The sequence below is a fragment of the Haliscomenobacter sp. genome (assembly GCF_965225875.1).
Lineage (GTDB): Bacteria > Bacteroidota > Bacteroidia > Chitinophagales > Saprospiraceae > Haliscomenobacter.
In genome coordinates this window covers 2,013,140-2,035,236 of the sequence record NZ_CBDDBS010000003.1, presented here as the reverse complement: position 1 = coordinate 2,035,236, position 22,097 = coordinate 2,013,140, and the positions used below count along the sequence as shown (strand labels likewise).

Sequence of the window (22,097 nt, the reverse complement as noted above, 5' to 3'; positions counted from 1 at the left end):
GTGAAAATTAGGGTTGCAGGATAAATTTTTGCATGCCAAAATTAGCACCAGTTTTGCTTTTGATTAAGGCAAAATACAAACCAGCTGGAAGTTCAGGTAAACCAATGGTGCTATTATACCCGCTTAATTGGGTTCGAAAAACCGGCCTACCCAATTGGTCCGTAATCTGAATGCTAAGTTCAGGCTCGGCAAGTGGCCAGGACTTCAACAAGAGCTGAAAGGTTCCCGAATTGGGGTTAGGCACTACACTAAAATCAATGATATCGCGTGCCTGAGTAGTTGTTTTAATAGAAGTCCTCAAGTCGGATATGGTGCTCAGGACGGTATTGGTCAATATCACCGGATTTTGATCAAAATAAATTCCCGCCCGATTGGTTAACCTAGTGCCTAATTTGGCATTGGGGTAAAACGAAATGGAGTAGGCGACAAAACCCATGCTACCCGCTTCGTTGGTACTGCTATCCGGGAGCACAATTGGATCAAAAATGAATTGTACAATGCCCTTTTCCTGATCTAGCTCAACTCTGTAAGGGTGACTGGATCGCAAGGGTGTAAAAGTAGTCCAATCAAAGGCCTGGTGTAAGGTATCTACAATCACCACTTTGAAGGCAGTATCATTGCCAGTATTCTGAAACCGAATGGTGTAGTCAAGCTGATTATTTTTGAAGTAAATGGGATTGTCCCGCAGGGTACTCAAGGGGGACACCTGTTTGTCGTTGGGATCGTAAGAACAGCGTAAGAAGAAAGGAAAGGTATCTAGCTGAGTTGCGTTTTTTTGAAAGCTACCCCCTTCTATCCTGGTGACGCAGGTAATGGACAATTCCTTGTCAAAAAACTCAACCCCTGGCAACTGGATAGTCAATTTGATCCGCTGTTCTGCACCGGGTAAAAGGTTGGAAATATTCCAATACACGGTATCATTGCTTTCAAAGGAAGGAGGAACATCATAGCCCAGAAATTTGATGGCCTGATTTTTGGCTATTTTTAATCGGATGTTTGGATCTGAACACCCAGCATTGCGTACGCTGACCCAGGCTGAACTGGTACTGTTGCAACGAGTAAAGCCATACTGCAAGTGAGTTTGGATGTTGGTCGTATCCTCGGCTGAACGGATATAGGCAAAGGAGTGCTTTTTTGATTCGCCACCTACGGTGATGCTTACCTGGTTGGTATCCAAAGGAACCCAGCAGTATGAAACTTCAGCGCTCAATTCATAAGTACCCGTGCCCGTGAAAAACACATAAGATCCATCTTCATTGGTGTAGGTAGCTTTGGCGGAGGGGCTAAGGCTAATTTTGGCATTAGGAATGGGCAACTCATTGGCATTAAATGTACTGTCCTGATTGACGTCCCAAAACACCTGACCACTAATGGTCGCTAGTTCACTGTAATTTCTGGCGATATATATTATGCTGGAATAACCAGAGGAGGCGATGAGATCCAAATCCAAATCACGATCAATGTCGATTAATTGTATATTCGTCAGGTTGAGATTAGCAGATGCTTCCCAATTGGTTGAGATGGGAATTGCTGCCCTCAATGGTTTCCCGTTCTGGTGTGGTTGGAAATAGATCGTATTGTAAATGGCATAGAATAAATCCTGATGACCATCACCGTTGCCATCCGCCACTTTGATCACCTCGGTATTCAGATCGGCTATTTTTTCCCTTTTGCCAAATTTGAAACCACCAAGATTGGGAATAAAAACAAATTGTCCGTTATAAAGTCCTATGATATCCAATAATCCATCTCCGTTCCAGTCGGCAACTTGGGCTGGATAGACTTGGTTCTCAACACCGCTATTTGCCGAAATAGCGACTACATTAGGATCGTAATTTCCTTGCCCCAGGTTTTTATTAAAAAATATACTCCCACCAAACCCCAATAAAATTAGTTCCGGATGGCCATCCTGATTTAAATCCTCCAATACAATCTTATTCTCCGCCCATCCCAGGCCAGTGCAACATATAGGTAAAGGGACTTGGGGGCCAAAATTTCCAGTGCCATCATTGTAGCGAACTGCCCAAAAACTTTCAGAATTATCTCGTTTATTGAAATAATAGACTACATCAAGCTTACCATCTTGATTGATGTCCATTAAATCTTGAAACTCATAATAAAAATCAGCTTCTGCACAGATTCTTTTCTGGAAGGAGAAATGCTGCCCTTGATTGAGGAAACTGTAGATGCAGTTGCCTTGCATTAGCACTAGATCGACTCGATTGTCTCCATTGATGTCACCCCAACTGGGTATACGTTGAATACCTTTATCTATCCAGCTATAATCCAGACTGTCGTGTAAATAGCGAAGACTAAAGCCTTGGTCACCTAAATTTTTGATGGCCCAATCAAATGCGGGCAGTATATCCAGCAGAGAATCATTGTCAATATCAGCAAACCTTAAATAACTCTCTTCTCCTATATCTCCATCTATAAGTTGCCTTTGCAGTTGGCTCCCCATGTTGCGATAAAGAATAGCGTAATTTTTTGCAGAGGTACCCAAAACAACATCAACATCCCTATCTCCATCGATATCTCCTAATTCAATGATTTCAGCATACTCCAGATTCCGGTCAATCACTTGGGGAATCGTATCAAGGGTCACACCTGTTCTTTTATACAGTAGCAATTCATTCATTCGGTCTGAAGCAAAGATTAAATCCAAATCCTGATCTTGATCAAAATCAGCCATATTTAAATCGGTATCTAGGCCAGAGATGCGATGGAGCAGTTTTTTAGGGGCTAAAAACCCTTTTCCTTGATTGTTCTCCAACAGGTACAATCCGGTATAAGTGATGTACAATAAATCTAAATCCTGGTCCTCATCCCAATCAAAGGCTCTTAATTTAATGATTCTCCCCGTATTCAAATTCATTGCTTGGCTATTGAAGTTTCCTGTGCTGATGTCTTTTACCCAAAAAATTTCAGAGAAACTATCTGTATAAATAACATCAAAATCTTTTCCTGCGTCAAAATTGCCAACCAAGAATAAATTCGGGTAAGAAATGCTAACCCTGCTGAAAGGCTTTTCAGCAAAATTCCCCTGGCCATCATTTAGAAACATTGTTATTCCTCTATTGGAAGCACTAAATCCAAATCCTTCCCCATAAAGAACAATATCGGAATCCTGATCTCCATCCAAATCCACTACTTCCAAATTTTTTGCCTGGACATCAAACGCGTACACTACCTTGCCTGATTGAAAGGATTCATTGCCTTCATTGATGTACAAAATCAATTTTCGTTCGCGAGTCAAGACGACCAAATCCCAATCCAGGTCATTGTCCACATCAATGTGTTTGATTTCTCCAACGCGTTCTGACGGGTCTGGTAGCAATAAAAAAGCGGTACTAAAATACGCTCCACGTGGATAATAGATTTGCCCGCCACCTCCGTAAACAAATCCTGTACTTTTGCTAGTGGCTGGAGCAATTCCAAGCGTATATTTTCCTTCTACGTTAAACAACCTTTCGATCGACCCAAACTGAGCAAGCAGCAAACAAGGGAATGCAAGCACAATTAAACTGAGGACAAAGTAATTTTTCATGACATTTGGGATTAAAATTACATTTGATTTGCCCAGTAAAATTAAGCTTGCAAATTGTTATTTACTGATTTTAAATGTTAAACTTTTTAAAAATCGAACAAGCAATATGCCCCCCAAAACCAAAAGTATTGCTCAGCGCATACTTGACCCTTTTGGCTTTGGCCACTCCCAATGTAAAATCAAACTTGCCTGCAAACTCCGGCTCGATGTCTTTGGAATTAATGGTTGGCGGAATTACATCTTCCTGAATGGCTTTGATACAAGCAATGGCCTCAATCGCGCCGGCCGCCCCCAATAAATGCCCTGTCATCGATTTGGTGGCACTGATGCTCGCCTGAGGACTGGCCCCAAACACCGTCTCAATCGCCTTCAATTCACTGAGGTCACCCGTAGGAGTGGAAGTGGCGTGCGCGTTGATGTAGTCAATTTCGTGGGCTTCAATGCCCGCTTCTTCCAGTGCCAGTTGCATGCCCAGGGTAGCGCCTGCCCCTTCCGGGTGGGTGCCCGTGAGGTGGTAGGCATCGGCAGCCAGGCCTCCCCCGACTATCTCAGCCAAAATGGGGGCGTTGCGTTTCATGGCATGCTCGTAATTTTCCAGGATCAGTGCTCCAGCGCCTTCTCCTAATACAAAACCATCGCGTGCGGTGTCAAACGGACGGGAAGCACTTTGCGGGTCCTCATTGTGGGTCGACATGGCCCGGGAAGCATTAAAACCGCCGATCGAACTGGCAGAGATGGACGCCTCCGAACCACCCGTGATGATCATGTCTGCTTTGCCCCATCTGATGTAATTGAATGCATCGATGATGGAGGTGTTACTAGCGGCACAAGCGGCTACGGTGGTAAAATTTACGCCGCGTAGGCCGTATTTGATGGAAATGATACCCGAGGCAATGTTGACAATGCGTTTGGGGATAAAAAAGGGATTGAAACGGGGGGTGCCATCGCCGAGTACAAATTCCCCGAATTGTTCCTCAAAAGTGGAGACCCCGCCGTCGCCAGAGCCCCAAATGACTCCAATGCGGTTTTTGTTGAGTTGCTCAAAATCAATCTGGGCCTGTTCAACTGCCTCGTGAACGGCTACCAAAGCGTATTGGGTAAACAGATCGTATTTGCGTAGCTCCCCTTTTTCGATAATGGCTGAGGGATCAAAGTTTTTGACCTCGCAGGCAAATTTGGTTTTGAACTTGCCTGGGTCAAATCTACTAATGGGCGCCGCCCCACTTTTTCCAGCTAGCAAGGCTTGCCAAAACGTTTCCAAATTGTTGCCCAGGGGTGTTACCGCGCCCAGACCAGTGATAACCACTCGATTCATCTTATTGTGGATTGGTGAGTTCAAAAATGATGGCCGCTTTAACCCGCTCGAAATCTTCGATTTGGGTGAGCCGGATGAGTTGCACAATGGCCAGCATGTTGGAAATGATCAACATGGCCTTGGTGCGGGGCTCAATGGAAAAATGGAAAACACCTTGCTGTTGCCCCAGTACAAGAATTTCCGTAACCCAATTCAACACTTGATCGGCCAGGACTTTTAGATGGGTTTGTACATTTTCTTCAATGGTGTGAAAATCAGTTGCCAGCGCACCCACCAGGCAAATTTTTTGATTGGATTGGGCTTTGGTGTAAATTGAAAAAAAAGCTTCCAGTTGCTCCAAAGGGCTCAAATCCTTTTTTTCCTGACGGAGCTCGGCCAATCCTTGTAAATGCTTTTGCACCACGGCAATGCCCAGGTCACTTTTGCTGGGAAAATGATAGTGTATCGAAGCGTTTTTTATACCAATGGCCTTGGATAAGTCGTAGTAACTAAAGGCGTTGTATCCTTTGTCTCGGATCAAATAATCGGCTTGTTCGATGATGGTCTCGCGGGTGCTCATTCCATTTTTTTCGCAAAGATACGATATCTATCTACTAGTAGGTAGGTAAATAGGCGACAATTCGGTGAACTCATCCTGGAATGGGTCAGATAATTCGGTAGATCAACCTTTGTTATAGTTTTTTCTCGTAAAAAACACTTAGGCCAGTGATCGGGTAATCCCCAAAATGATCAATCACATAGTAGCCCAACTTTCGGTACAATTGTTGGGCAGCCGTATGGTACACGCCCGTTTCGAGGTTCAACTGCATGATGCCTTGCTCCTGGGCATAAGCCTCCAGATTGGAGAGGATGTTTTCCGCGATGCCCATTCCCCGGTGGCTTTCTTCCACGTACATGCGTTTGATTTCGGCGTAATCGCCCATGATTTTTACGGCCCCGATGCCGACCAATTGCGGCCCTGAGAAGGCGCCGAGCATGTGCGCTCCACTTTTAAGCAGCACTTCAATGGAATCGAGGTGGCAGTTTTCCCGACCGTACAATTCGATTTGGAAGGCATCCAGTTTGGCAATGAGGGATTGAACTTGTTCATCCGCCGGAGAGACGGTGGTGATGGTAATGGTAATGGGTGTCATTGGTATAAGATTGAGGCTGAGGTTTCAGTTATTTACTCATGTTATGCATTTTGTTTACAGCAGAGTCTCACAGAGTACCCGCAGAGTTTCGCGGAGTTTTTTTAGGGGCACCTGCGGTGCGGAGAGTCCACGGAGGTCGCCTTTACTGAAGCTTGGGTCTTTAACTTTATCAAGTACCATTTATTGGCTTGATCTTGCAAGATTTTCCTGGAGCACAAACTCCAGCCACCGCAGGTGGCAAACTCCTTAAAACTTAAAAACTCCGCGAAACTCTGCGGGTACTCTGTGAAACTCTGCGGTAAAAAAACTAAATGAACTCATATTATTTTTTATTCGTCCGTTCATACTCCTCATAGCCTTCCGCCTCCAGTTTTTGGTACTTTACGGCGACTTCGGCCTCTAGCTCTTTTTTGTATTTTACTACTTTATCCAGAACGATGGAATGATGTGCCCCAATGATTTGAGCAGCCAGAATACCGGCATTTTTAGCTGCATTCAGCGCTACAGTTGCCACTGGAACTCCATTGGGCATTTGCAGGATGGACAAAACCGAATCCCAGCCATCGATCGAGTTGGAAGATTTGATTGGCACGCCAATTACGGGTAGGGGAGACAAGGAAGCCACCATTCCCGGCAAATGTGCGGCGCCACCCGCCCCAGCAATGATCACCTTTAAGCCGCGCTCGTGGGCATTTTTGGCGTAGTGAAACAAACGTTCAGGGGTGCGGTGTGCCGAAACGATGGTCACTTCACACGGAATGTCGAAGTATTTGAGGATTTCAGCGGCTTGCCGCATGATCGGTAGGTCTGAATCCGATCCCATGATGATGCCAACCATATTTTTGCTAAATTGTTTGAGTTACAGTATTAAACGTTAAAATTGGAAATAGTGCTTCCAATCTGCTTGCACGAAAGTATATTTTTTACCTAATTTCGCGCAAGTTTTCGGATATGAGCGATTACTTTTTAACACAGAGTACGTCTAAACGCCGAAACCTTTGACAAAAACAACACCAAAGCATTGAGCACCGTTTCTCCATCTCTTCCCGTATTTAATGCAACACCCAAAAAGCGGATTGTTTTCCTGGATGTATTGAGGGCATATGCCATCATGATGATGCTGCAAGGCCACTTTGTTGACACCATGCTCGATGATCGCTATCGTGATCTGACCAATCCCATTTATTGGACCTGGCATTTTATGCGGGGGCTTACTGCACCGATTTTTTTCTTTGTAAGTGGAGCGATATTTGTGTTTTTGATGTTGCGCGACTCGCGGCCTTGGTACCAGAATGTACGCATTCAAAAAGGGCTACGCAGGGTTTTGTTGTTGATCTTTTTGGGCTATATCCTCAAGTGGAATTTCCTCTACGTGTTTAGCCTCAAGTTCTTCCCCTCCTTCTTTTTTGTCGATGTATTTCACATCATTGGACTAGCCATTTTTACGGTTATTGCAGTGTTTATTGTGCACCAGTACACCCGAATTCCCTTGCCATTGATGTATTTTGTACTGGCGCTGACGGCCTTTTTGATTTCGCCGGATATCAAAACCTATGACTGGTCGGGCTTGCCAGTGGTGTTGCAAAATTACTTCATCAAAGATCACGGCTCTACTTTTACCCTTTTTCCCTGGATTGGATTTTCCCTTTTTGGGGCGGTGGTAGGTTGGCACATGCACCGTTGGCCAAGTTTTTACCATACCCATTGGGCGCCTTTGTTGTTCATAAGTCTGGGGATTTGGATTCATTATTCTGTAAACGATATTCTCAATGGTTTGCATCATCTAACTACCATTGACCATTTCAGATTGGCTACCTACAACAATGCCTCTTTTTGGCGACTTGGGCACGTTTTGATTGTCTTTTCTATTTTCATCTGGATCACTAAAATTTTCAAAAACATTCCACCTTTGGTGATGAAAATCGGTGGAGAAACGCTGGTGATCTATAGCGTACACTATGTCCTGTTGTACGGAACCTGGTTTGGAATTGGGGTGCGCTCATTGGGAAGCCATTCCTGGACGCCTTGGGCTGCGGCCATTGGGGCAGCGTTGTTCCTGGCTTTTTTTGCGTATTTGATTTACCGAATTGAGGAGATTCGTTATTTCTTGTATCATGTACTTCCTCACTATACTAGCTTATACTATCGCTTTTTACGCATCAAACTGCGTCGCTTTTACCTGGAAAAAAGAGGGGTTCCAGGGAATGTGCCTGCCAAAAAGCCGAGGTAAAAATTGGTGCAGTACTAGCCAATAATCCGAAAACCTTTTTCCCTAACACTTTCATAGCCGGCCTGGTCAAATGAATAAAGGAAAGAGCCTTTTTTGGAATTGCCGCGCAGCTTTTCATCGGTTTTGAACAGAATACCCAGGGAAAGCATCTTTTTGCTGAAATTACCTTCATCAAAGTCACGATCGTAAATGGCTTCGTACAAGCTCAACAATTGTTTCATGGTGAACTTCTCTGGCAACAATTCAAACCCAATGGGCTGATAACCGGCTCTTCTACGCAGGCGATAAAGTGCCGCATCCACCATTTGTTCATGGTCAAAAATGAGTTCCGGCCGGGCTTTAATGGGGAACCAGTGGGCATCGTGGCTTTGCCCCAACTCTTCGTCGTAATCTTCCAATTTGATCAATGCGTAATAACAAATCGAAATGACCCGTTCAACCGGGTCTCGATTGATGTCTCCAAATAAATAAACTTGTTCGAGGTAAATGTCTTCCAAACCAGTCAATTGGAACAATATACGTTTGGCACCATCATTCAGGCTTTCTTCCTGACTCAAAAAACCGCCCATCAAAGACCATTGACCTTTGGCTGGTTCCATGTTGCGGTGAACCAACAAAAGTTTGAGCTCCTGTTTGTCAAATCCAAAAACAATGCAGTCAATAGCTACCTTAAAAGAATCCGCATTGTAGGTGAAAGGTACCTTAGTCATTGATCTCTTGTGATTTTAATGGGGTAAGTTAAAAAAAATGTCCAACTTACAGTTATTAAACCGATAAGTTGGACATGAATTTATTCAAAAAGGGGTGTTGAGTGGATGCCGGAGCACACTTTACACCATTTCGTAAATGCCTGCAATACCCTGGCCACCACCAACACAAGCGGTAACCATGCCGTATTTTTTATTCTGGCGGCGCAATTCATTGAACAACTGAGTGGACAATTTAGCCCCGGTACACCCCAGTGGATGCCCTAGTGCAATGGCACCACCATTGACGTTGACCTTATCTTTGTCCAATCCAGCTTCCTGAATCACGGCTAATGCCTGTGCACCAAAAGCTTCATTGAGTTCAATCAAATCGATGTCACTGAGCGAAATGCCCGCTTGTTTTACCGCCTTGGGAATAGCCGCACAAGGGCCAATGCCCATGTACATAGGGTCTACACCACCAACGGCGCAGCCGATCATGCGCGCAATCGGTTTAAGCCCCAATTGTTTGACCATTTCTTCACTCACTACGAGGACAAAGGCCGCCCCATCTGAAGTTTGGGAGGAGTTACCAGCTGTCACTACGCCACCATTGGCAAAAGCGGGCTTAAGCGCTGCTAAACCAGCCAAAGAGGTATCTCGACGTACGCCCTCGTCCATGGCTACAGTGAATTCTTTTTCAACCCGTTTGTCGTTTTGCACAAAGACTTCCTTGACCTTAACGGGCACAATTTCATCATTGAATTTGCCAGCATCGATGGCTTGGCCCGCCAACTGGTGTGAGCGCAAGGCGAATTCGTCGGCTTGCTCGCGGCTGATGCCATATTTGTGCGCGACTGCTTCGGCAGTATGCCCCATGCTAGCCAGATAGTTGGGCGTAGTACTGGCCACCGAATACGCGGGAGCCAGTTTGTACCCGGTCATCGGGATCATACTCATGCTTTCGGTTCCGCCAGCAAGGTAGATGTGTCCCATGCCTGCGCGAATCTTGGAAACAGCCATCGAGATGGTTTCCAGGCCCGAGGCGCAGTACCGATTGACGGTAACACCAGGTACTTCCTGTCCGAGGGCACGCAGCGAAATCTGACGGCCAATTTGAAAACCTTGTTCACCTTCGGGGTTGGCACAACCTACGAACACGTCGTCGACCAACTTAGGATCAACTTCGGGTACCTGTGCCATCAGGTGTTTGATGATGTCTACCGCCAGGTCATCGGAGCGGTAGTTTCTGAAGCCGCCGCGTTTGGATCTGCCAACGGCGGAGCGATATGCTTTGATGATGTATGCTTCCATAGTCTTCGACTAGCCCACGACTAAAGTCATGGGTTGGTGATCTATATGGCCTCCCACGGATGAATCCGTGGGGTGGCGTTTAATTTAAGATTTCCAATGGTTCCGGAACTCAGGAACCATCTCTTTTTAGTTGCGGAGTGGTTTGTTGTTCTGCAACATGTATTGGATGCGTTCCAGCGTTTTTTGCTCACCACAAAGGCTGAGGAAAGCTTCACGCTCCAAATCCAGTAAGTATTGTTCCGAAACCACTTGGGTACCCGTGAGGTCGCCACCGCAAAGTACCCAGGCAATTTTTTTGGCAATTTTAATGTCGTGTTCGGAGGCGTAGCGGCCCAGTTTGAGTTCATTAGCAGCTACGTAGAGGGCAGCCAAGCCAGTTTGCCCCAGCACAGTTACCTTTTTAGGCAATGGTTGGGTGTAGTTGGGCGCGAGCTCCAGGACTTTTTTCTTGGCTTCTGCGATAGCACGATCTTTGTTCATTACGATTTCGTCGCGCTCCGGCAGGAGGTAACGGTAGTTGAAAGCCTCGGAAGCGGAGGTGCTTACCCCAGCAGTGGCAATCGTTTTGAAACGATCGACCAGCGTTGGAATCAATACTTCACCTTCTTTAAATTCATCAGAAGCACGAACGGCAAACTCTTTGGTGCCGCCGCCACCTGGAATAACCCCAATACCCACTTCAACCAAACCGATGTAAGATTCTGCTGAAACCGTAGCAGCATCAGCATGCATCAACAGTTCACAGCCTCCGCCAAATACATAACCTTGGGTCGCCACCACCACTGGAATGCTGGAATAGCGTGCCCGCAAGGTTGTTTGCTGGAAGATGTTGACCGCCATGTTCAATTCCTCAAACTCGCCCTGGTAGGCCAGTTGGGCAATCATAAAGATGTTGGCGCCCACGCTGAAATTGGTTCCATTGTTGCCAATAACCAGGCCGTTCCAATTGCCGTCTTCAGCAATTTGAATGGCTTCATTGATGCCCCGCAACACGCCTTCGCCAATGGAATTGTGCGGGCTGGTGAATTCCAGGCAAAGCACTCCATCACCGATATCGTGGAGAACCACTTCGTTGTTTTTGAAGACAGGAGACTGATCGCGGTAATTGTCCAGGACAATCAGGGACTCGCGGCCAGGGATACTGGCGTAGGCTTTTTTGGCTGGATCGTAGCAAAGGCGTTGTCCCCCTTCCCGTTTGTAGAAGCGAGTATGCCCGGCAGCCAGCATTTCTTTGACCCAGTCAGCTATTTTTTCACCCTGAGCTTCGGCGCTTTGGATACCTTTTTCCAGGCCAATTAAGTCCCAGTATTCAAAAGGCCCATACTCCCAGCCATAACCCGCTTTCATGGCGTCGTCGATGCTGTAAAGCTGATCGGTGATTTCGGGAATGCGGTTAGAGGAGTAGGCAAATAGACCATTGAGCGACTTTTGCACCAGTTGCCCCCCTGCATCGGGAGCATCGTACAAGGCGCAAATGCGCTTGGGCAAATCATCGATGTTTTTGCTCAGTTTCAGGCTGGCCAGATCGGATTTGGCGGAAGGCTCGTAAGTCAGGGTACTCAGATTGAGCGCCAGAATGACTGGACGGCCTTTTTCGTCTTTTTCAGCCGTTTTTTTGTAAAAACCTTGTCCGGTTTTGTTGCCCAAAAACTTGTTGTCCAGCAGGAACTGCAAATAATCAGGTACTGTAAAAGCGCCAGCTTGCTCGTCGTCGGGGCAATTGGCCTTGATGCCTTTGATGACATTGGCCGCGGTATCGTGCCCGACCAAATCTCCCAGGCGGAAAGTACCCGTTTTGGGGCGCCCCAGGGAAGGACCGGTTAATACGTCCACATCTTCGATGCGCAGGCCCAGTTCGGTGGTCAGCTGGTAGATTTTAGCCATGGCGTATACCCCTACGCGATTGCCGATAAAGGCGGGCGTGTCTTTGCACAAGACGGTTTGTTTACCCAGGTGGATATCCCCGTATTGCATAAAGAAATCCACCATTTCCGGCTTGGTTTTGGGGGTGGGTATGACCTCCAACAAGCGCAGGTAACGCGGTGGGTTAAAAAAGTGGGTGCCGCAGAAATGCTGCTGAAAATCTTCACTGCGGCCCTCCAGCATCAAATGGATGGGGATACCAGAGGTATTGGAAGTGACATAAGAGCCAGCCTTGCGGTATTGATCTACTTTGTCAAAAACCTTCTTTTTGATGTCTAAATTTTCGACAACTACCTCGATGATCCAATCACAATCCACAATTTTGGACATGTCATCATCAAAGTTGCCAGTTCTGACCCGGCTGGCAAAGCTTTTGTCAAACAAAGCAGCAGGCTTGGATTTGAGGGCATTATCCAGAGCTTGATTGACGATGCGATTGCGGGCGGCAGGGTTGTTTTTGTCCTCGTCTTTGAGGTCAAAAGGGACAATGTCGAGCATGAGTACTTCCAAACCAATGTTGGCCAAATGGCAGGCAATACCAGCACCCATTACTCCCGAACCCAATACCGCAGCTTTTCTGATTCTTTTCATGTTAAAAGCGGCGTTCTGATTGGATGAAATTGGCGTTGTTAATTTTAGCGAATTTTCGCTAACTGCGCAAATTTAGGAATTAACTTGGAAGGGAAAAGGGAAAGTAGAGAATTTTTTTATTTAGTTGAGGAGGTTGAGGAAGGTTGAGAAAGTTGAGTTTAAGCCGCTGCGGAAGCCTAAACCTTCTCAACTTCCCTAAACCTTCCTCAACCAATAAAAAAAGGCCAAAATCCAGGATACTTGCTCCTGAAAATTGGCCTTTTTATCTTACAATTTTTTTGTGATTATTGCTCAACCACAAATACTTCTTTAGCCATCATGCGACCATCTTCCTTTGGTTCAAGGGAGAAGGATACGCTGTCACCGATCTCAAGGTCGTTGAAATCATAATCGATCAAGCTGCTAAAGTGGAAAAAGACGTTGTTTGGCGGATATTTGATGAAACCATACCCTTCTTTAAGTGAAAGAATGGTACTTTGATGGAATTCATCTTCGCTAGTCGATTCTCCACTTGGCTGCCAATTGGTGACTTGTTTGTGCGAAACTTTTGCCTCCGTTTTTGGAACAAACAAACTGCTTACAATTGCCTCACTTTTTGGTGAAAAATCATCGATGATCTCGTGCATGGCAATGGGATAAGCACAGCTGGTCACCAAATCATTGGATGTACGGGTACTGAAACGGTTGCCTTCTTCATCGGTGTATTCAAAGTTCCAATGCAACAACATCACCCGGCTGCCCAAAGAGTGTAATTTACGCACCAGTGGAGCATAATCGCCATCTGCAGCCAAAATCACTACGACGTCGAAGCGCTTGTAAAAGGTCATTTCAAAGGCTTCCAGAGCAAGCCATACGTCAATGCCCTTTTCTTGCCAACGTCCGTGAAAGTTGCGTACAGGAAGGTAGTGTACAGATACCCCTTCGCTCATCAGAATGTCGTCGAAGGCGCGTTCAAAATACAATAAGTTCCCCCGTTGACTGGCTTCGCTGGCACTCAGGCGGCCACGGAAATAATGGGCATCAATGATTTGGCAGCGGTGAAATTCTTCGTCCTCTTCAATGGCCACTTGTTTGCGTACAAAATCATGTAAACCACGAATGCTGATCCGGCTACGGCGTTCGTGTACATAATTGTAGTAGTTGCTTACTTGTAGGAAATAATGGCCATCATAAAACACGCCAATTCGGATTAACCCGGCTTTTGAATTTGGAAAGTTTGTCATCTATCTTATCTGTTTTCAAAAAAATATTTCGTACTAGGTTCATTACTGGATTTCACAATGTTGGGAACTTATTCTGATTTAATGGGCCTGGGAATGAGGCAGTAATACGTTTAGTGTTAAAAAAAATTTAATTGGAGGTTTACTTTGGATTCATTTTGGTGGCGCAAGATCGTGTTTTTTAGGAAAAAACAAAAACAAATTCCTTAAAGTTTTGGATTAAGGAAATCTTAAATTGTTAAATTTGGGCGCGGTTAAAATACTTATCTGCGAAAGTACTTCGTTTTGAAGCGAAAATACGAATTAATCTAAAAACATCTTTTTCCATGCTACTGAACTTTCTGCTGCTGCAAGCTGGTTTGGATACAACTACACAAGAAGCTGTGTCTGATACAAGTGTTGCCTCTCGAAGCACCCTCGACTTATTGATGGAAGGCGGCCCAGCTGGGGTCATCATCAGTTTTTTGATCATCGTCATGTCTTTTATTGCGGTGTACATTTTCTTTGAACGCTATCGAATGATCAAGCGTGCTTCGAGAGTGGACGAAAACTTCATGAACAATATCCGAGCCAATGTAAAAAATGGCAACGTAGCAGCAGCAAGGGCATTATGCCAGGCGAGCGGCTCACCGGTTGCAATGATGGTGGAAAAAGGGATCATGCGCATTGGTAAGCCAGTTCGCGATATTGAACATGCCATCGAGAACGTGGGTAAAGTAGAATTGTCCAAAATGGAAAAGAACCTCAACATCCTCAGCATCATTGCAGGGGTTGCACCAATGTTTGGGTTTTTGGGAACCATTGCGGGTATGATCCAGACCTTCTCTTCTTTGGCTGAATCCAACAACCTGACCATTGGGGTTATTGCCGGGGGTATTTACGTTAAAATGTTTACTTCCGCTTTGGGCTTGGTCGTAGGGATTATGGCCTTTATCTTCTACAACCTGCTCAATGGTATGATCGACCGGGTGGTGGACAATATGGAGTTGAGTACTTTCGACTTTATCGATATGCTTCAGGAACCAACCTAGTCGCCTGCTGAGGCACTATTTTTCGTTCTTGTTCATCAGCTTTATAATCATCATTATGGCGATACGCACCAGAAAAAAGGCATTAACAGAGGTGAATCTTTCCTCGATGACCGACATTATTTTTATGTTGCTCATCTTTTTTATGCTCACCTCTACGCTGATCAGAATCGTTCCCTTTGAGTTGCCGAAATCCTTTTCAAGGGCCAAAGCGCCCATCAAAATAACTGTTGAAATCAGGGCTGGCGATTTAGGCTATGAGGTGAATGACAATCCGGCAAGTGAAGAAGAGTTAAAGGACGTGATTGCCCAGGCCATAGCCGTTAAAAAGGCAGCCAAAGAGGACGTAACTGTAACCATAATTGCTGAAAAAGGGGTCAAATTTCGCAAAGTGACGGACGTGATCAAAATTGCCAACAGCCTGGGAACCAAGGCTATTCTGGCAACCGAACCGCACACTTAAACAACACGGACATGAACTTACGCAATAGAGACCGGGAAAGAAGTGGCGAGCATGGTATGAACTCCATGACCGACATTATTTTCATCCTCTTGATGTTTTTTATGATGACTTCGACCTTAACTGCTCCGAGTGCTTTGAACTTGATGCTGCCTGGCAACTCAGCCACTACGGCGAATAAAGCCAAAGACAAGCTGATCGATGTGGGCATTGAGGAGGATGGAACTTATTCGTTAAATGGGCGCTTGGCTAGTTTACTGCTGGTACAGGAACAATTGAAGTCGCTGCGGGAAAACAGTTTGGAAGACGTGTACGTGACCGTTTCGCCATCGCCAGAAGCACCAGTGGAAAACGTAGTTGAAATCATGGACATTACTTATCAGCTGGGCATCAATGCGATATTGAACACACTGGAGTAAGCATTTGTTTATAAGGTAAAGCAAGATCATCATGGCAATGAAAATATCAGCATTTGAGCGCAAAATAAAAAACCAGGGTTTAGTCATCAGTACGGTCATCCACATTGTGCTGATCCTATTGATGTTGATCGCCCATACCAAAACGCCCACTCCACCACCACCACCGGTTGAGGGGGTATTGGTCAATTTGGGCTTGCCAGACGTTGGGCAAGGGGAAGAAAACACCCCCGGGCCGCCCGTTCCCACTCCTGCGCCACCCAATGTGAAGCCTGATCCAACGGAAAAAACGCCTGCGCTGCCGGACAAAAAAAATCCGCCACCCCCAAGCAAACCTACTAAATCTGAGCCTAAGCCTTCGGTAACTACCGAGGACCCTGCTGCCATTGCCTTGCGCGAGCGGCAGGAAAAAGACCGCAAAGCCAGAGAAGAATCCGACCGGATTGCTCGCGAAAACACGGAAAAGCAACGCCTGGCCGATGAGGAAAAACGCCGTAAAGAAGCTGAAGCCAAAGCAACTAAAGACCAAATTGGAGGCTTGTTCGGTGGCGGAGGTAAAGGTACGGGTAAAGGCAATACGGGCAAACCTGGCAATCAGGGTGATCCTGACGGAGACCCAAACTCCAAGGTCCTGGAAGGCATAACTACTGGAACGGGTTCTGTGGGCGGAAGTTTGGGCAACCGGAGCGTGGTAACTGCACCCCGGATTACCGACAACTCCTCGCTAGAGGGTACGGTCGTTATTGCAGTATGTGTAGACCCAAATGGTTCGGTGGTCTCTGCTGATTTCACCCAAAAAGGATCTACTACCACGAATAGTACCCTGGTCAACCTGGCTATCAGCAATGCGCGCAAATGGAAATTCTCCGCAGGGGACGCAGATCGGCAGTGTGGTACGGTGACTTATCGATTTAAAGTACAATAGTATGCCGGAGCTTCAGGATCTGATGCATTTCCTGAAAAGTTTGCCTGCAATCGGCGCATCATTTTACACTGGCTCAAGAACCCCCGACCCCTAAAGGGGAGTACATTTTACGTTGGCTTAAGGTTTTATAAAAAACTAGGCTTACGTAAAATGTACTCCCCTTTAGGGGTCGGGGGTTCTTGGACAAAGCACGATGCTAGGTGAAATCTTTAATGCTTAATGATTCCTACCTAGCTCTTCCGAACTTTCTCATGTCCTACCAACAAACGCTCGACTTCCTCTATGCCCAACTCCCCATGTTCCATCGCATTGGAGCAATGGCTTACAAAAAAGACCTGGGCAATACCTATGCCCTGCTGGAATACCTGGGCAATCCGCAACAAAAATTCCAATCCATCCACGTTGGTGGTACCAATGGCAAGGGCTCTACTTCGCACATGTTGAGCGCCATCCTGCAAGCCAAAGGTTTCAAAACCGGGCTGTACGTTTCGCCACATTACCGCGATTTTCGAGAGCGCATCAAGATCAATGGTCAGTACGTTTCGCGCCAGTATGTGATTGATTTTGTGGAAAAAATGAAGCCCGTCATCGCGGAAGTGCAACCCTCTTTTTTTGAATTGACCGTAGCAATGGCTTTCGACTATTTTGCCCAGCGCAAAGTGGATGTAGCAGTCATTGAGGTAGGTTTGGGCGGTAGGTTGGACAGCACCAATGTGATTACCCCGGTACTGAGTGTGATCACCAACATCAGTTTTGACCACATGCAATTCCTGGGGGATACCTTGCCAGAAATTGCTGCTGAAAAAGCCGGCATCATCAAGCCCAATGTACCTGTGGTGATTGGGGAAACCCATCCCGAAAGTGCCCCGGTCTTTATCGCTACGGCAAAAGAAAAAAATGCCCCGATTAGCTTTGCCGACCAACATGTTCAGGTAAATATATTGGCTGAAAATTTAAGCCATAGTTATTTTGAAGTGAAAAAAGACGGGCTGGTGCTGTATCCTGATTTGGCCGCTAATTTGCACGGTGATTATCAGCTTTTGAATGTACAAACCGTTTTACAGGCGGTTGCCAGTCTGCCCAAAGCCTGGAGTATTGATGACCGGGCCATTACCACGGGTTTAAAAGACCTCGTCCCTCTGACTCGGTTTATGGGGCGTTGGCAAGTGTTGGGGCAAAAACCGACCATCATTGCCGACAGTGCCCACAACGAAGCAGGTATTCAATTGGCCATGCAGCAGTTGGCTAAAATTCCCCGGCAAAAATTACACCTGGTCATTGGGGTGCTCCGGGATAAAGATCTGGCGAAAATGTTGCCGCAATTGCCCGCTGACGGCATTTACTACTTTGCCAAGCCGGATATTCCACGGGGACTAGAAGCGGAGGTACTACAAAAAGCAGCATCGGAACAAGGTCGCAAAGGGAGAGCCTACAGCTCGGTTAAAAATGCGTTAAATGCGGCCCGTCGTCACGCCCAAAAGGATGATTTGATCTATGTGGGAGGCAGTATTTTTGTCCTTGCAGAAATTCTCTAAAGCTATTGTAGCCAGTTTGTAAAAATAAAAAAAGGTGCTCCTTTAAGGAGAGCACCCACATAAACTATAAACAAACAAAAAACATTAGCAATCTTGTGATCAGGATCAAAACGCAAATGATCCCGATTTCGTTCAACGAAGTACGTAAATTTACCATTTATTCCCGCACTTTTTGGATAAAAAGCCCGAAATAAACCGCAAATATACAGCAATGAACCTTGCAACACGCATTTCTACCCACTTTTCCGATCTCGCAGCGCACATGCCTGACTTACCTCCGGGGGTAGAATGGTTGAATCCATTGGGTGAAATTCAGGAATCCAGAGCTATTTTTCAAATTTTTTTAGAAAAATTCTACGCGGATACTGAGCCTCGCCACCTGATTATGGGCATCAACCCGGGCAGGTTTGGCGGCGGCATCACCAATGTTGCGTTTACTGATCCACTACATTTGGAAAAAGAATTGGGTATTTCCAGCTCTTTCCCCAAAAAAACAGAACTCTCTGCTCATTTTGTGTACCAGGTTATTCATGCTTACGGCGGTCCCAAACTTTTTTACGACCACTTTTTCGTCACCTCTGTTTGCCCTTTTGGTTTTGTCAAAAATGGCAAAAACTACAACTACTATGACGAAAAACCCTTACAAAAAGCTGCCACCCCGTTTATTGAGTACCACTTGGAAGCGATGATTGAACGCTGCCTAATGCGCAGAGACAAATGTTTTTGCCTGGGCGAAGGGCAAAATTATGCTTTTTTGCAACAGCTCAATGCACAACGCGGGTATTTTCAGGAAATTATTCCCCTGGCCCACCCACGTTTCATCATGCAGTACAAACGTAAGGCTGTAGATTTATACGTGCAAAGCTATTTGGCGTCACTTTGTGATCGCTAAGACACATTTTAGCCACAAAGGAGCGAAGGCACCAAGCAGCCATATTTTCAATATCCTCTTTGTGCCTTCGTGCCTTTGTGGCTAATTTTTATTACTTAGTGCTCTTCACGTATTGCTCATACGTTTTACCATTGTAATGCCCTTCTCCAACAAATTTCAATTCAGGCATAATTTGCTCTGGCGTTTTGTAACCAGGAGAAATGGTTACCCTTTGGAATTTTTCATCCAGGTAAACAAAGGCAGGATAGCCCAGTTGTCCGTCCAGAAGCGCATAAGCTAGCTCATGCACACCCCTCGAACCACTGGCAATGTACTTGAAGGTATGGTTGTCAAAAACGATGTTTTCTTTCTGCTCAGCATCGAACTTGACGGCATAAAAATGTTTGTTCATCAACTCCGCAACCTTGGGATCGGTAAAGGTAGAAGCGTCCATTTTTTTACACCAACCGCACCAATCGGTATAACAGTCGATGAAAATTTTCTTTTTTTCTTTTTTGTTGGCTTCAACCGCCTCTTGCCAGCTCATCCATTTGATGGCCACAGTCTTATCAGCCGATTGAGGCGCCTGGTCGCCTTTTTTAATGGGTGAAAAAGTATACATGGCCAGTGCTACACCAACCACTGAAAACACCCCAAACAAAACTTTTTTCATGTTTTAATCATTTTAGCGTTACCAACATAACGAGAAAATCCTTTGAAAGTTGGATTAACCTACATTTTCAAATGACTACGTCCGGATGCCTACAAATGTACAAAAAATAGTCCTTGCAATTGGTGGTTCCAGCGGGGCGATTTATGCCAAATTGTTGATGGATCGCCTCCAACAAATGCCCGAGCAATGGGCCAGGGTAGGGGTGGTGATGAGTGGCAATGCCAAATTCAACTGGGAATACGAGCTGGGCAATCGGGATTACGAGCAATACCCTTTTGATTTTTACGACAAAAACGACTTCATGGCTCCCTTCGCTTCGGGCTCGGCGCGATATGGCACCATGATTGTATGTCCTTGTTCGATGGGCTTATTGGGGCGGATCGCGGCTGGGGTGTCCAGTGATTTGAGCACCCGCGCTGCGGATGTGATCCTGAAAGAACGCCGCAAACTCATCCTGGTATTGCGCGAAACCCCGTATAGTCTGATTCACATCAACAACATGAAGGCTGTGACGGAAGCTGGAGGCATCATTTGTCCGGCAACGCCTTCGTACTACTCAAAGCCAGCGACGATTGAGGAATTGGCGCTGACGGTGGTGGATCGGGTGCTGGATTTGGCGGGTTTTGATCCGCCGACGTATCGCTGGAATGAGTAAACAATCATTTATTTCAATCGCAAATCAGCAAAACAGTACATTAATCAATATTTTTTACCTTTGTGCGTTCTTTTTCCCAGCTTCATTCAGTTAACCAAAAAACATGAAAAAGATCACGATTCTTAGCATCGTATTTTCCTTGTTCATCAGCGGCCTTTGGGCTCAAAATCAAATGAGTAAAATGGATTCTGTTAGTTACAATCTGGGTATCTTAATTGCCCAAAACCTCAAGCAACAAGGCTTGGGAGATGTTAACCCTGCCCAATTGGCCAAAGGAGTGGCTGATGCGCTTGCTGGCGCAAGTGTAGATTTGGCCAAGTGCAATGAGTCGGTATCCGAGTACTTGCAGGCCAAACAAGCCGAAAAAATGAAAGAAAATGCCAAAAAATTTGAAGCCAATATCGCTACTGGTAAGAAGTTTTTGGAAGACAACAAAAAACGTACCGGTGTTGTAACCACGGCTAGCGGCTTGCAATACGAAGTGATGAAAGCCGGAACGGGTGCAAAACCTGCCGCAACTGATCAAGTGACCGTTCACTATGAAGGAACTTTATTGGACGGTACCGTTTTTGATAGCTCGGTTAAACGTGGGCAACCAGCTACCTTCCCGTTGAATAGAGTTATTCCAGGTTGGACTGAAGGTGTTCAATTGATGCAGGTAGGCTCAAAATACAAGTTCTTCATTCCTTCCCAGTTGGCTTATGGCGATCAGGGTGCAGGAGAAGATATTCCGCCCCATTCAACCTTGATCTTCGAAGTTGAATTGTTGAAAATCAACTAAATAAATAGGAGTGATGAGTAATGAATGATGAGTGATGAATTGACACAGCATCACTCATCATTCATTACTCATCATTCATCATTCCTCCTCATCGTGCGCATCGACATCATCACCGTTCAACCAGACCTCCTAGACAGCCCCTTCGCCCACTCAATCATGAAAAGAGCCCGGGACAAGGGATTGTTACAAGTGGAAGTCCACAACCTGCGGGAATACGGCCTTGGCCAACACCGCCAGGTAGACGATTACCAGTTTGGTGGCGGAGCGGGTATGGTCATGATGCTGGAGCCCATTGTGGCCTGTTTGGAAAAACTCCAGGCTGAACGTACTTACGATGAGGTAATCTTCATGACACCCGACGGCCAACGCTTTGATCAAAAAACGGCCAATCGCCTGTCCATGAAGGAAAACCTGATCATCCTTTGTGGCCATTACAAGGGTATTGACGAACGCATCCGGGAACATTTCATCACCATGGAAATTTCTATAGGCGATTTTGTGCTTTCAGGGGGTGAGTTGCCTGCAGCTTTGGTGGTTGATGCCATTGGGCGTTTGATTCCCGGGGTGCTGAATGATGAAACCTCGGCGCTGTTCGACTCTTTCCAGGACGATTTGTTGGCTCCACCAGTCTATACTCGCCCCGCCGAATTCAGAGGCTGGGGCGTACCGGAAGTCTTGCTTTCCGGTAACTTCAAAGCCATCGACGATTGGCGTTACGACGAGGCTTTGCGCCGAACGCAGGAGCGCCGCCCTGATTTATTGGAAGAATAGCACAGCATTCCAACACCAGCATC

The 22,097-nt window shown here is 46.0% G+C and carries 20 protein-coding genes; 10 read left to right on the top strand and 10 right to left on the bottom strand.

Annotation, left to right across the window (positions count from 1 at the left end):
* Nucleotides 1–7: 7 nt before the first annotated feature.
* The 5 genes from ACO08K_RS28445 to purE all read right to left on the bottom strand — a co-directional run bounded on the left by ACO08K_RS28445 (nucleotide 8) and on the right by purE (nucleotide 6,833).
* Nucleotides 8–3,547, bottom strand: coding sequence for a DUF7619 domain-containing protein (locus tag ACO08K_RS28445; RefSeq protein WP_421799887.1), 3,540 nt, complete (start codon nucleotides 3,545–3,547; stop codon nucleotides 8–10).
* A gap of 70 nt (nucleotides 3,548–3,617) precedes the next feature.
* Entirely contained in the window at nucleotides 3,618–4,862 is a 1,245-nt protein-coding gene (fabF, locus tag ACO08K_RS28440) for a beta-ketoacyl-ACP synthase II (protein WP_421799886.1), read from the bottom strand.
* 1 nt (nucleotide 4,863) lies between these two features.
* Nucleotides 4,864–5,421 carry a TetR/AcrR family transcriptional regulator gene (locus tag ACO08K_RS28435; RefSeq protein ID WP_421799885.1) on the bottom strand — a complete coding sequence of 186 codons (558 nt, stop codon included), beginning with the start codon at nucleotides 5,419–5,421 and terminating at the stop codon, nucleotides 4,864–4,866.
* Nucleotides 5,422–5,533: 112 nt separating this feature from the next.
* Nucleotides 5,534–5,995 carry a GNAT family N-acetyltransferase gene (locus tag ACO08K_RS28430; protein WP_421799884.1) on the bottom strand — a complete coding sequence of 154 codons (462 nt, stop codon included), beginning with the start codon at nucleotides 5,993–5,995 and terminating at the stop codon, nucleotides 5,534–5,536.
* Nucleotides 5,996–6,317: 322 nt separating this feature from the next.
* Entirely contained in the window at nucleotides 6,318–6,833 is a 516-nt protein-coding gene (gene purE, locus ACO08K_RS28425) for a 5-(carboxyamino)imidazole ribonucleotide mutase (RefSeq protein WP_421799883.1), read from the bottom strand.
* Nucleotides 6,834–7,016: 183 nt separating this feature from the next.
* Between purE and ACO08K_RS28420 the strand changes: the two genes are divergently transcribed.
* Nucleotides 7,017–8,225 (top strand): heparan-alpha-glucosaminide N-acetyltransferase domain-containing protein, encoded by a 1,209-nt coding sequence (locus ACO08K_RS28420; RefSeq protein ID WP_421799882.1) that lies wholly within the window; start codon nucleotides 7,017–7,019, stop codon nucleotides 8,223–8,225.
* Between the two features lie 14 nt (nucleotides 8,226–8,239).
* Here ACO08K_RS28420 and ACO08K_RS28415 read toward each other — a convergent pair whose 3' ends face one another.
* The 4 genes from ACO08K_RS28415 to ACO08K_RS28400 form a co-directional block, all read right to left on the bottom strand.
* On the bottom strand, nucleotides 8,240–8,935 hold the full coding sequence (locus ACO08K_RS28415) for an NUDIX hydrolase (protein WP_421799881.1): 696 nt from the start codon (nucleotides 8,933–8,935) through the stop codon (nucleotides 8,240–8,242).
* A 120-nt stretch (nucleotides 8,936–9,055) separates the two neighbouring features.
* Complete coding sequence (locus tag ACO08K_RS28410) at nucleotides 9,056–10,225, bottom strand: thiolase family protein (protein WP_421799880.1); 1,170 nt, start codon at nucleotides 10,223–10,225, stop codon at nucleotides 9,056–9,058.
* A 126-nt stretch (nucleotides 10,226–10,351) separates the two neighbouring features.
* A complete protein-coding gene (locus tag ACO08K_RS28405; protein ID WP_421799879.1) occupies nucleotides 10,352–12,739 on the bottom strand; it encodes a 3-hydroxyacyl-CoA dehydrogenase NAD-binding domain-containing protein in 2,388 nt (795 codons plus the stop codon).
* Nucleotides 12,740–13,023: 284 nt separating this feature from the next.
* Nucleotides 13,024–13,962 (bottom strand): NYN domain-containing protein, encoded by a 939-nt coding sequence (locus tag ACO08K_RS28400; protein ID WP_421799878.1) that lies wholly within the window; start codon nucleotides 13,960–13,962, stop codon nucleotides 13,024–13,026.
* 323 nt (nucleotides 13,963–14,285) lie between these two features.
* On the opposite strand from ACO08K_RS28400, the gene ACO08K_RS28395 reads away from it, so the two are divergent.
* The 6 genes from ACO08K_RS28395 to ACO08K_RS28370 all read left to right on the top strand — a co-directional run bounded on the left by ACO08K_RS28395 (nucleotide 14,286) and on the right by ACO08K_RS28370 (nucleotide 19,215).
* On the top strand, nucleotides 14,286–14,990 hold the full coding sequence (locus ACO08K_RS28395) for a MotA/TolQ/ExbB proton channel family protein (protein WP_320030495.1): 705 nt from the start codon (nucleotides 14,286–14,288) through the stop codon (nucleotides 14,988–14,990).
* A gap of 55 nt (nucleotides 14,991–15,045) precedes the next feature.
* The gene (locus ACO08K_RS28390) at nucleotides 15,046–15,450 is read left to right on the top strand and encodes an ExbD/TolR family protein (protein ID WP_421799877.1); all 405 of its coding nucleotides are present in this window, start codon (nucleotides 15,046–15,048) and stop codon (nucleotides 15,448–15,450) included.
* 11 nt (nucleotides 15,451–15,461) lie between these two features.
* Nucleotides 15,462–15,866 carry an ExbD/TolR family protein gene (locus ACO08K_RS28385; RefSeq protein WP_421799876.1) on the top strand — a complete coding sequence of 135 codons (405 nt, stop codon included), beginning with the start codon at nucleotides 15,462–15,464 and terminating at the stop codon, nucleotides 15,864–15,866.
* A gap of 31 nt (nucleotides 15,867–15,897) precedes the next feature.
* Entirely contained in the window at nucleotides 15,898–16,788 is an 891-nt protein-coding gene (locus tag ACO08K_RS28380; RefSeq protein WP_421799875.1) for a hypothetical protein, read from the top strand.
* A 251-nt stretch (nucleotides 16,789–17,039) separates the two neighbouring features.
* On the top strand, nucleotides 17,040–18,323 hold the full coding sequence (locus ACO08K_RS28375) for a bifunctional folylpolyglutamate synthase/dihydrofolate synthase (protein WP_421799874.1): 1,284 nt from the start codon (nucleotides 17,040–17,042) through the stop codon (nucleotides 18,321–18,323).
* Nucleotides 18,324–18,534: 211 nt separating this feature from the next.
* On the top strand, nucleotides 18,535–19,215 hold the full coding sequence (locus ACO08K_RS28370) for an SMUG2 DNA glycosylase family protein (protein WP_421799873.1): 681 nt from the start codon (nucleotides 18,535–18,537) through the stop codon (nucleotides 19,213–19,215).
* A 91-nt stretch (nucleotides 19,216–19,306) separates the two neighbouring features.
* Here the strand turns inward: ACO08K_RS28370 and ACO08K_RS28365 are convergent, their stop codons facing one another.
* Nucleotides 19,307–19,867, bottom strand: a complete 561-nt coding sequence (locus tag ACO08K_RS28365; RefSeq protein ID WP_421799872.1) for a thioredoxin family protein — start codon at nucleotides 19,865–19,867, stop codon at nucleotides 19,307–19,309.
* An 85-nt stretch (nucleotides 19,868–19,952) separates the two neighbouring features.
* On the opposite strand from ACO08K_RS28365, the gene ACO08K_RS28360 reads away from it, so the two are divergent.
* The 3 genes from ACO08K_RS28360 (at nucleotide 19,953) to trmD (ending at nucleotide 22,074) form a co-directional block, all read left to right on the top strand.
* Nucleotides 19,953–20,522: a UbiX family flavin prenyltransferase gene (locus tag ACO08K_RS28360; RefSeq protein ID WP_421799871.1), complete on the top strand. Its 570-nt coding sequence runs from the start codon at nucleotides 19,953–19,955 to the stop codon at nucleotides 20,520–20,522.
* A gap of 103 nt (nucleotides 20,523–20,625) precedes the next feature.
* Nucleotides 20,626–21,303 carry an FKBP-type peptidyl-prolyl cis-trans isomerase gene (locus ACO08K_RS28355; protein WP_421799870.1) on the top strand — a complete coding sequence of 226 codons (678 nt, stop codon included), beginning with the start codon at nucleotides 20,626–20,628 and terminating at the stop codon, nucleotides 21,301–21,303.
* A gap of 93 nt (nucleotides 21,304–21,396) precedes the next feature.
* Nucleotides 21,397–22,074, top strand: coding sequence for a tRNA (guanosine(37)-N1)-methyltransferase TrmD (trmD, locus tag ACO08K_RS28350; protein ID WP_421799869.1), 678 nt, complete (start codon nucleotides 21,397–21,399; stop codon nucleotides 22,072–22,074).
* The last annotated feature ends 23 nt before the right edge of the window (nucleotides 22,075–22,097 follow it).

What these genes read in the sequence shown, in the direction of transcription:
- ACO08K_RS28375 (WP_421799874.1), top strand. Translation starts at nt 17,040, where the DNA reads ATGTCCTACCAACAAACGCTCGACTTCCTCTATGCCCAACTCCCCATG.
- ACO08K_RS28360 (WP_421799871.1), top strand. Translation starts at nt 19,953, where the DNA reads ATGCCTACAAATGTACAAAAAATAGTCCTTGCAATTGGTGGTTCCAGC.
- fabF (WP_421799886.1), bottom strand. Translation starts at nt 4,862, where the DNA reads ATGAATCGAGTGGTTATCACTGGTCTGGGCGCGGTAACACCCCTGGGC.
- ACO08K_RS28395 (WP_320030495.1), top strand. Translation starts at nt 14,286, where the DNA reads ATGCTACTGAACTTTCTGCTGCTGCAAGCTGGTTTGGATACAACTACA.
- purE (WP_421799883.1), bottom strand. Translation starts at nt 6,833, where the DNA reads ATGGTTGGCATCATCATGGGATCGGATTCAGACCTACCGATCATGCGG.
- ACO08K_RS28430 (WP_421799884.1), bottom strand. Translation starts at nt 5,995, where the DNA reads ATGACACCCATTACCATTACCATCACCACCGTCTCTCCGGCGGATGAA.
- ACO08K_RS28390 (WP_421799877.1), top strand. Translation starts at nt 15,046, where the DNA reads ATGGCGATACGCACCAGAAAAAAGGCATTAACAGAGGTGAATCTTTCC.
- ACO08K_RS28355 (WP_421799870.1), top strand. Translation starts at nt 20,626, where the DNA reads ATGAAAAAGATCACGATTCTTAGCATCGTATTTTCCTTGTTCATCAGC.
- ACO08K_RS28415 (WP_421799881.1), bottom strand. Translation starts at nt 8,935, where the DNA reads ATGACTAAGGTACCTTTCACCTACAATGCGGATTCTTTTAAGGTAGCT.
- ACO08K_RS28445 (WP_421799887.1), bottom strand. Translation starts at nt 3,547, where the DNA reads ATGAAAAATTACTTTGTCCTCAGTTTAATTGTGCTTGCATTCCCTTGT.
- ACO08K_RS28435 (WP_421799885.1), bottom strand. Translation starts at nt 5,421, where the DNA reads ATGAGCACCCGCGAGACCATCATCGAACAAGCCGATTATTTGATCCGA.
- ACO08K_RS28405 (WP_421799879.1), bottom strand. Translation starts at nt 12,739, where the DNA reads ATGAAAAGAATCAGAAAAGCTGCGGTATTGGGTTCGGGAGTAATGGGT.
- ACO08K_RS28410 (WP_421799880.1), bottom strand. Translation starts at nt 10,225, where the DNA reads ATGGAAGCATACATCATCAAAGCATATCGCTCCGCCGTTGGCAGATCC.
- ACO08K_RS28370 (WP_421799873.1), top strand. Translation starts at nt 18,535, where the DNA reads ATGAACCTTGCAACACGCATTTCTACCCACTTTTCCGATCTCGCAGCG.
- ACO08K_RS28385 (WP_421799876.1), top strand. Translation starts at nt 15,462, where the DNA reads ATGAACTTACGCAATAGAGACCGGGAAAGAAGTGGCGAGCATGGTATG.
- ACO08K_RS28380 (WP_421799875.1), top strand. Translation starts at nt 15,898, where the DNA reads ATGGCAATGAAAATATCAGCATTTGAGCGCAAAATAAAAAACCAGGGT.
- ACO08K_RS28400 (WP_421799878.1), bottom strand. Translation starts at nt 13,962, where the DNA reads ATGACAAACTTTCCAAATTCAAAAGCCGGGTTAATCCGAATTGGCGTG.
- ACO08K_RS28365 (WP_421799872.1), bottom strand. Translation starts at nt 19,867, where the DNA reads ATGAAAAAAGTTTTGTTTGGGGTGTTTTCAGTGGTTGGTGTAGCACTG.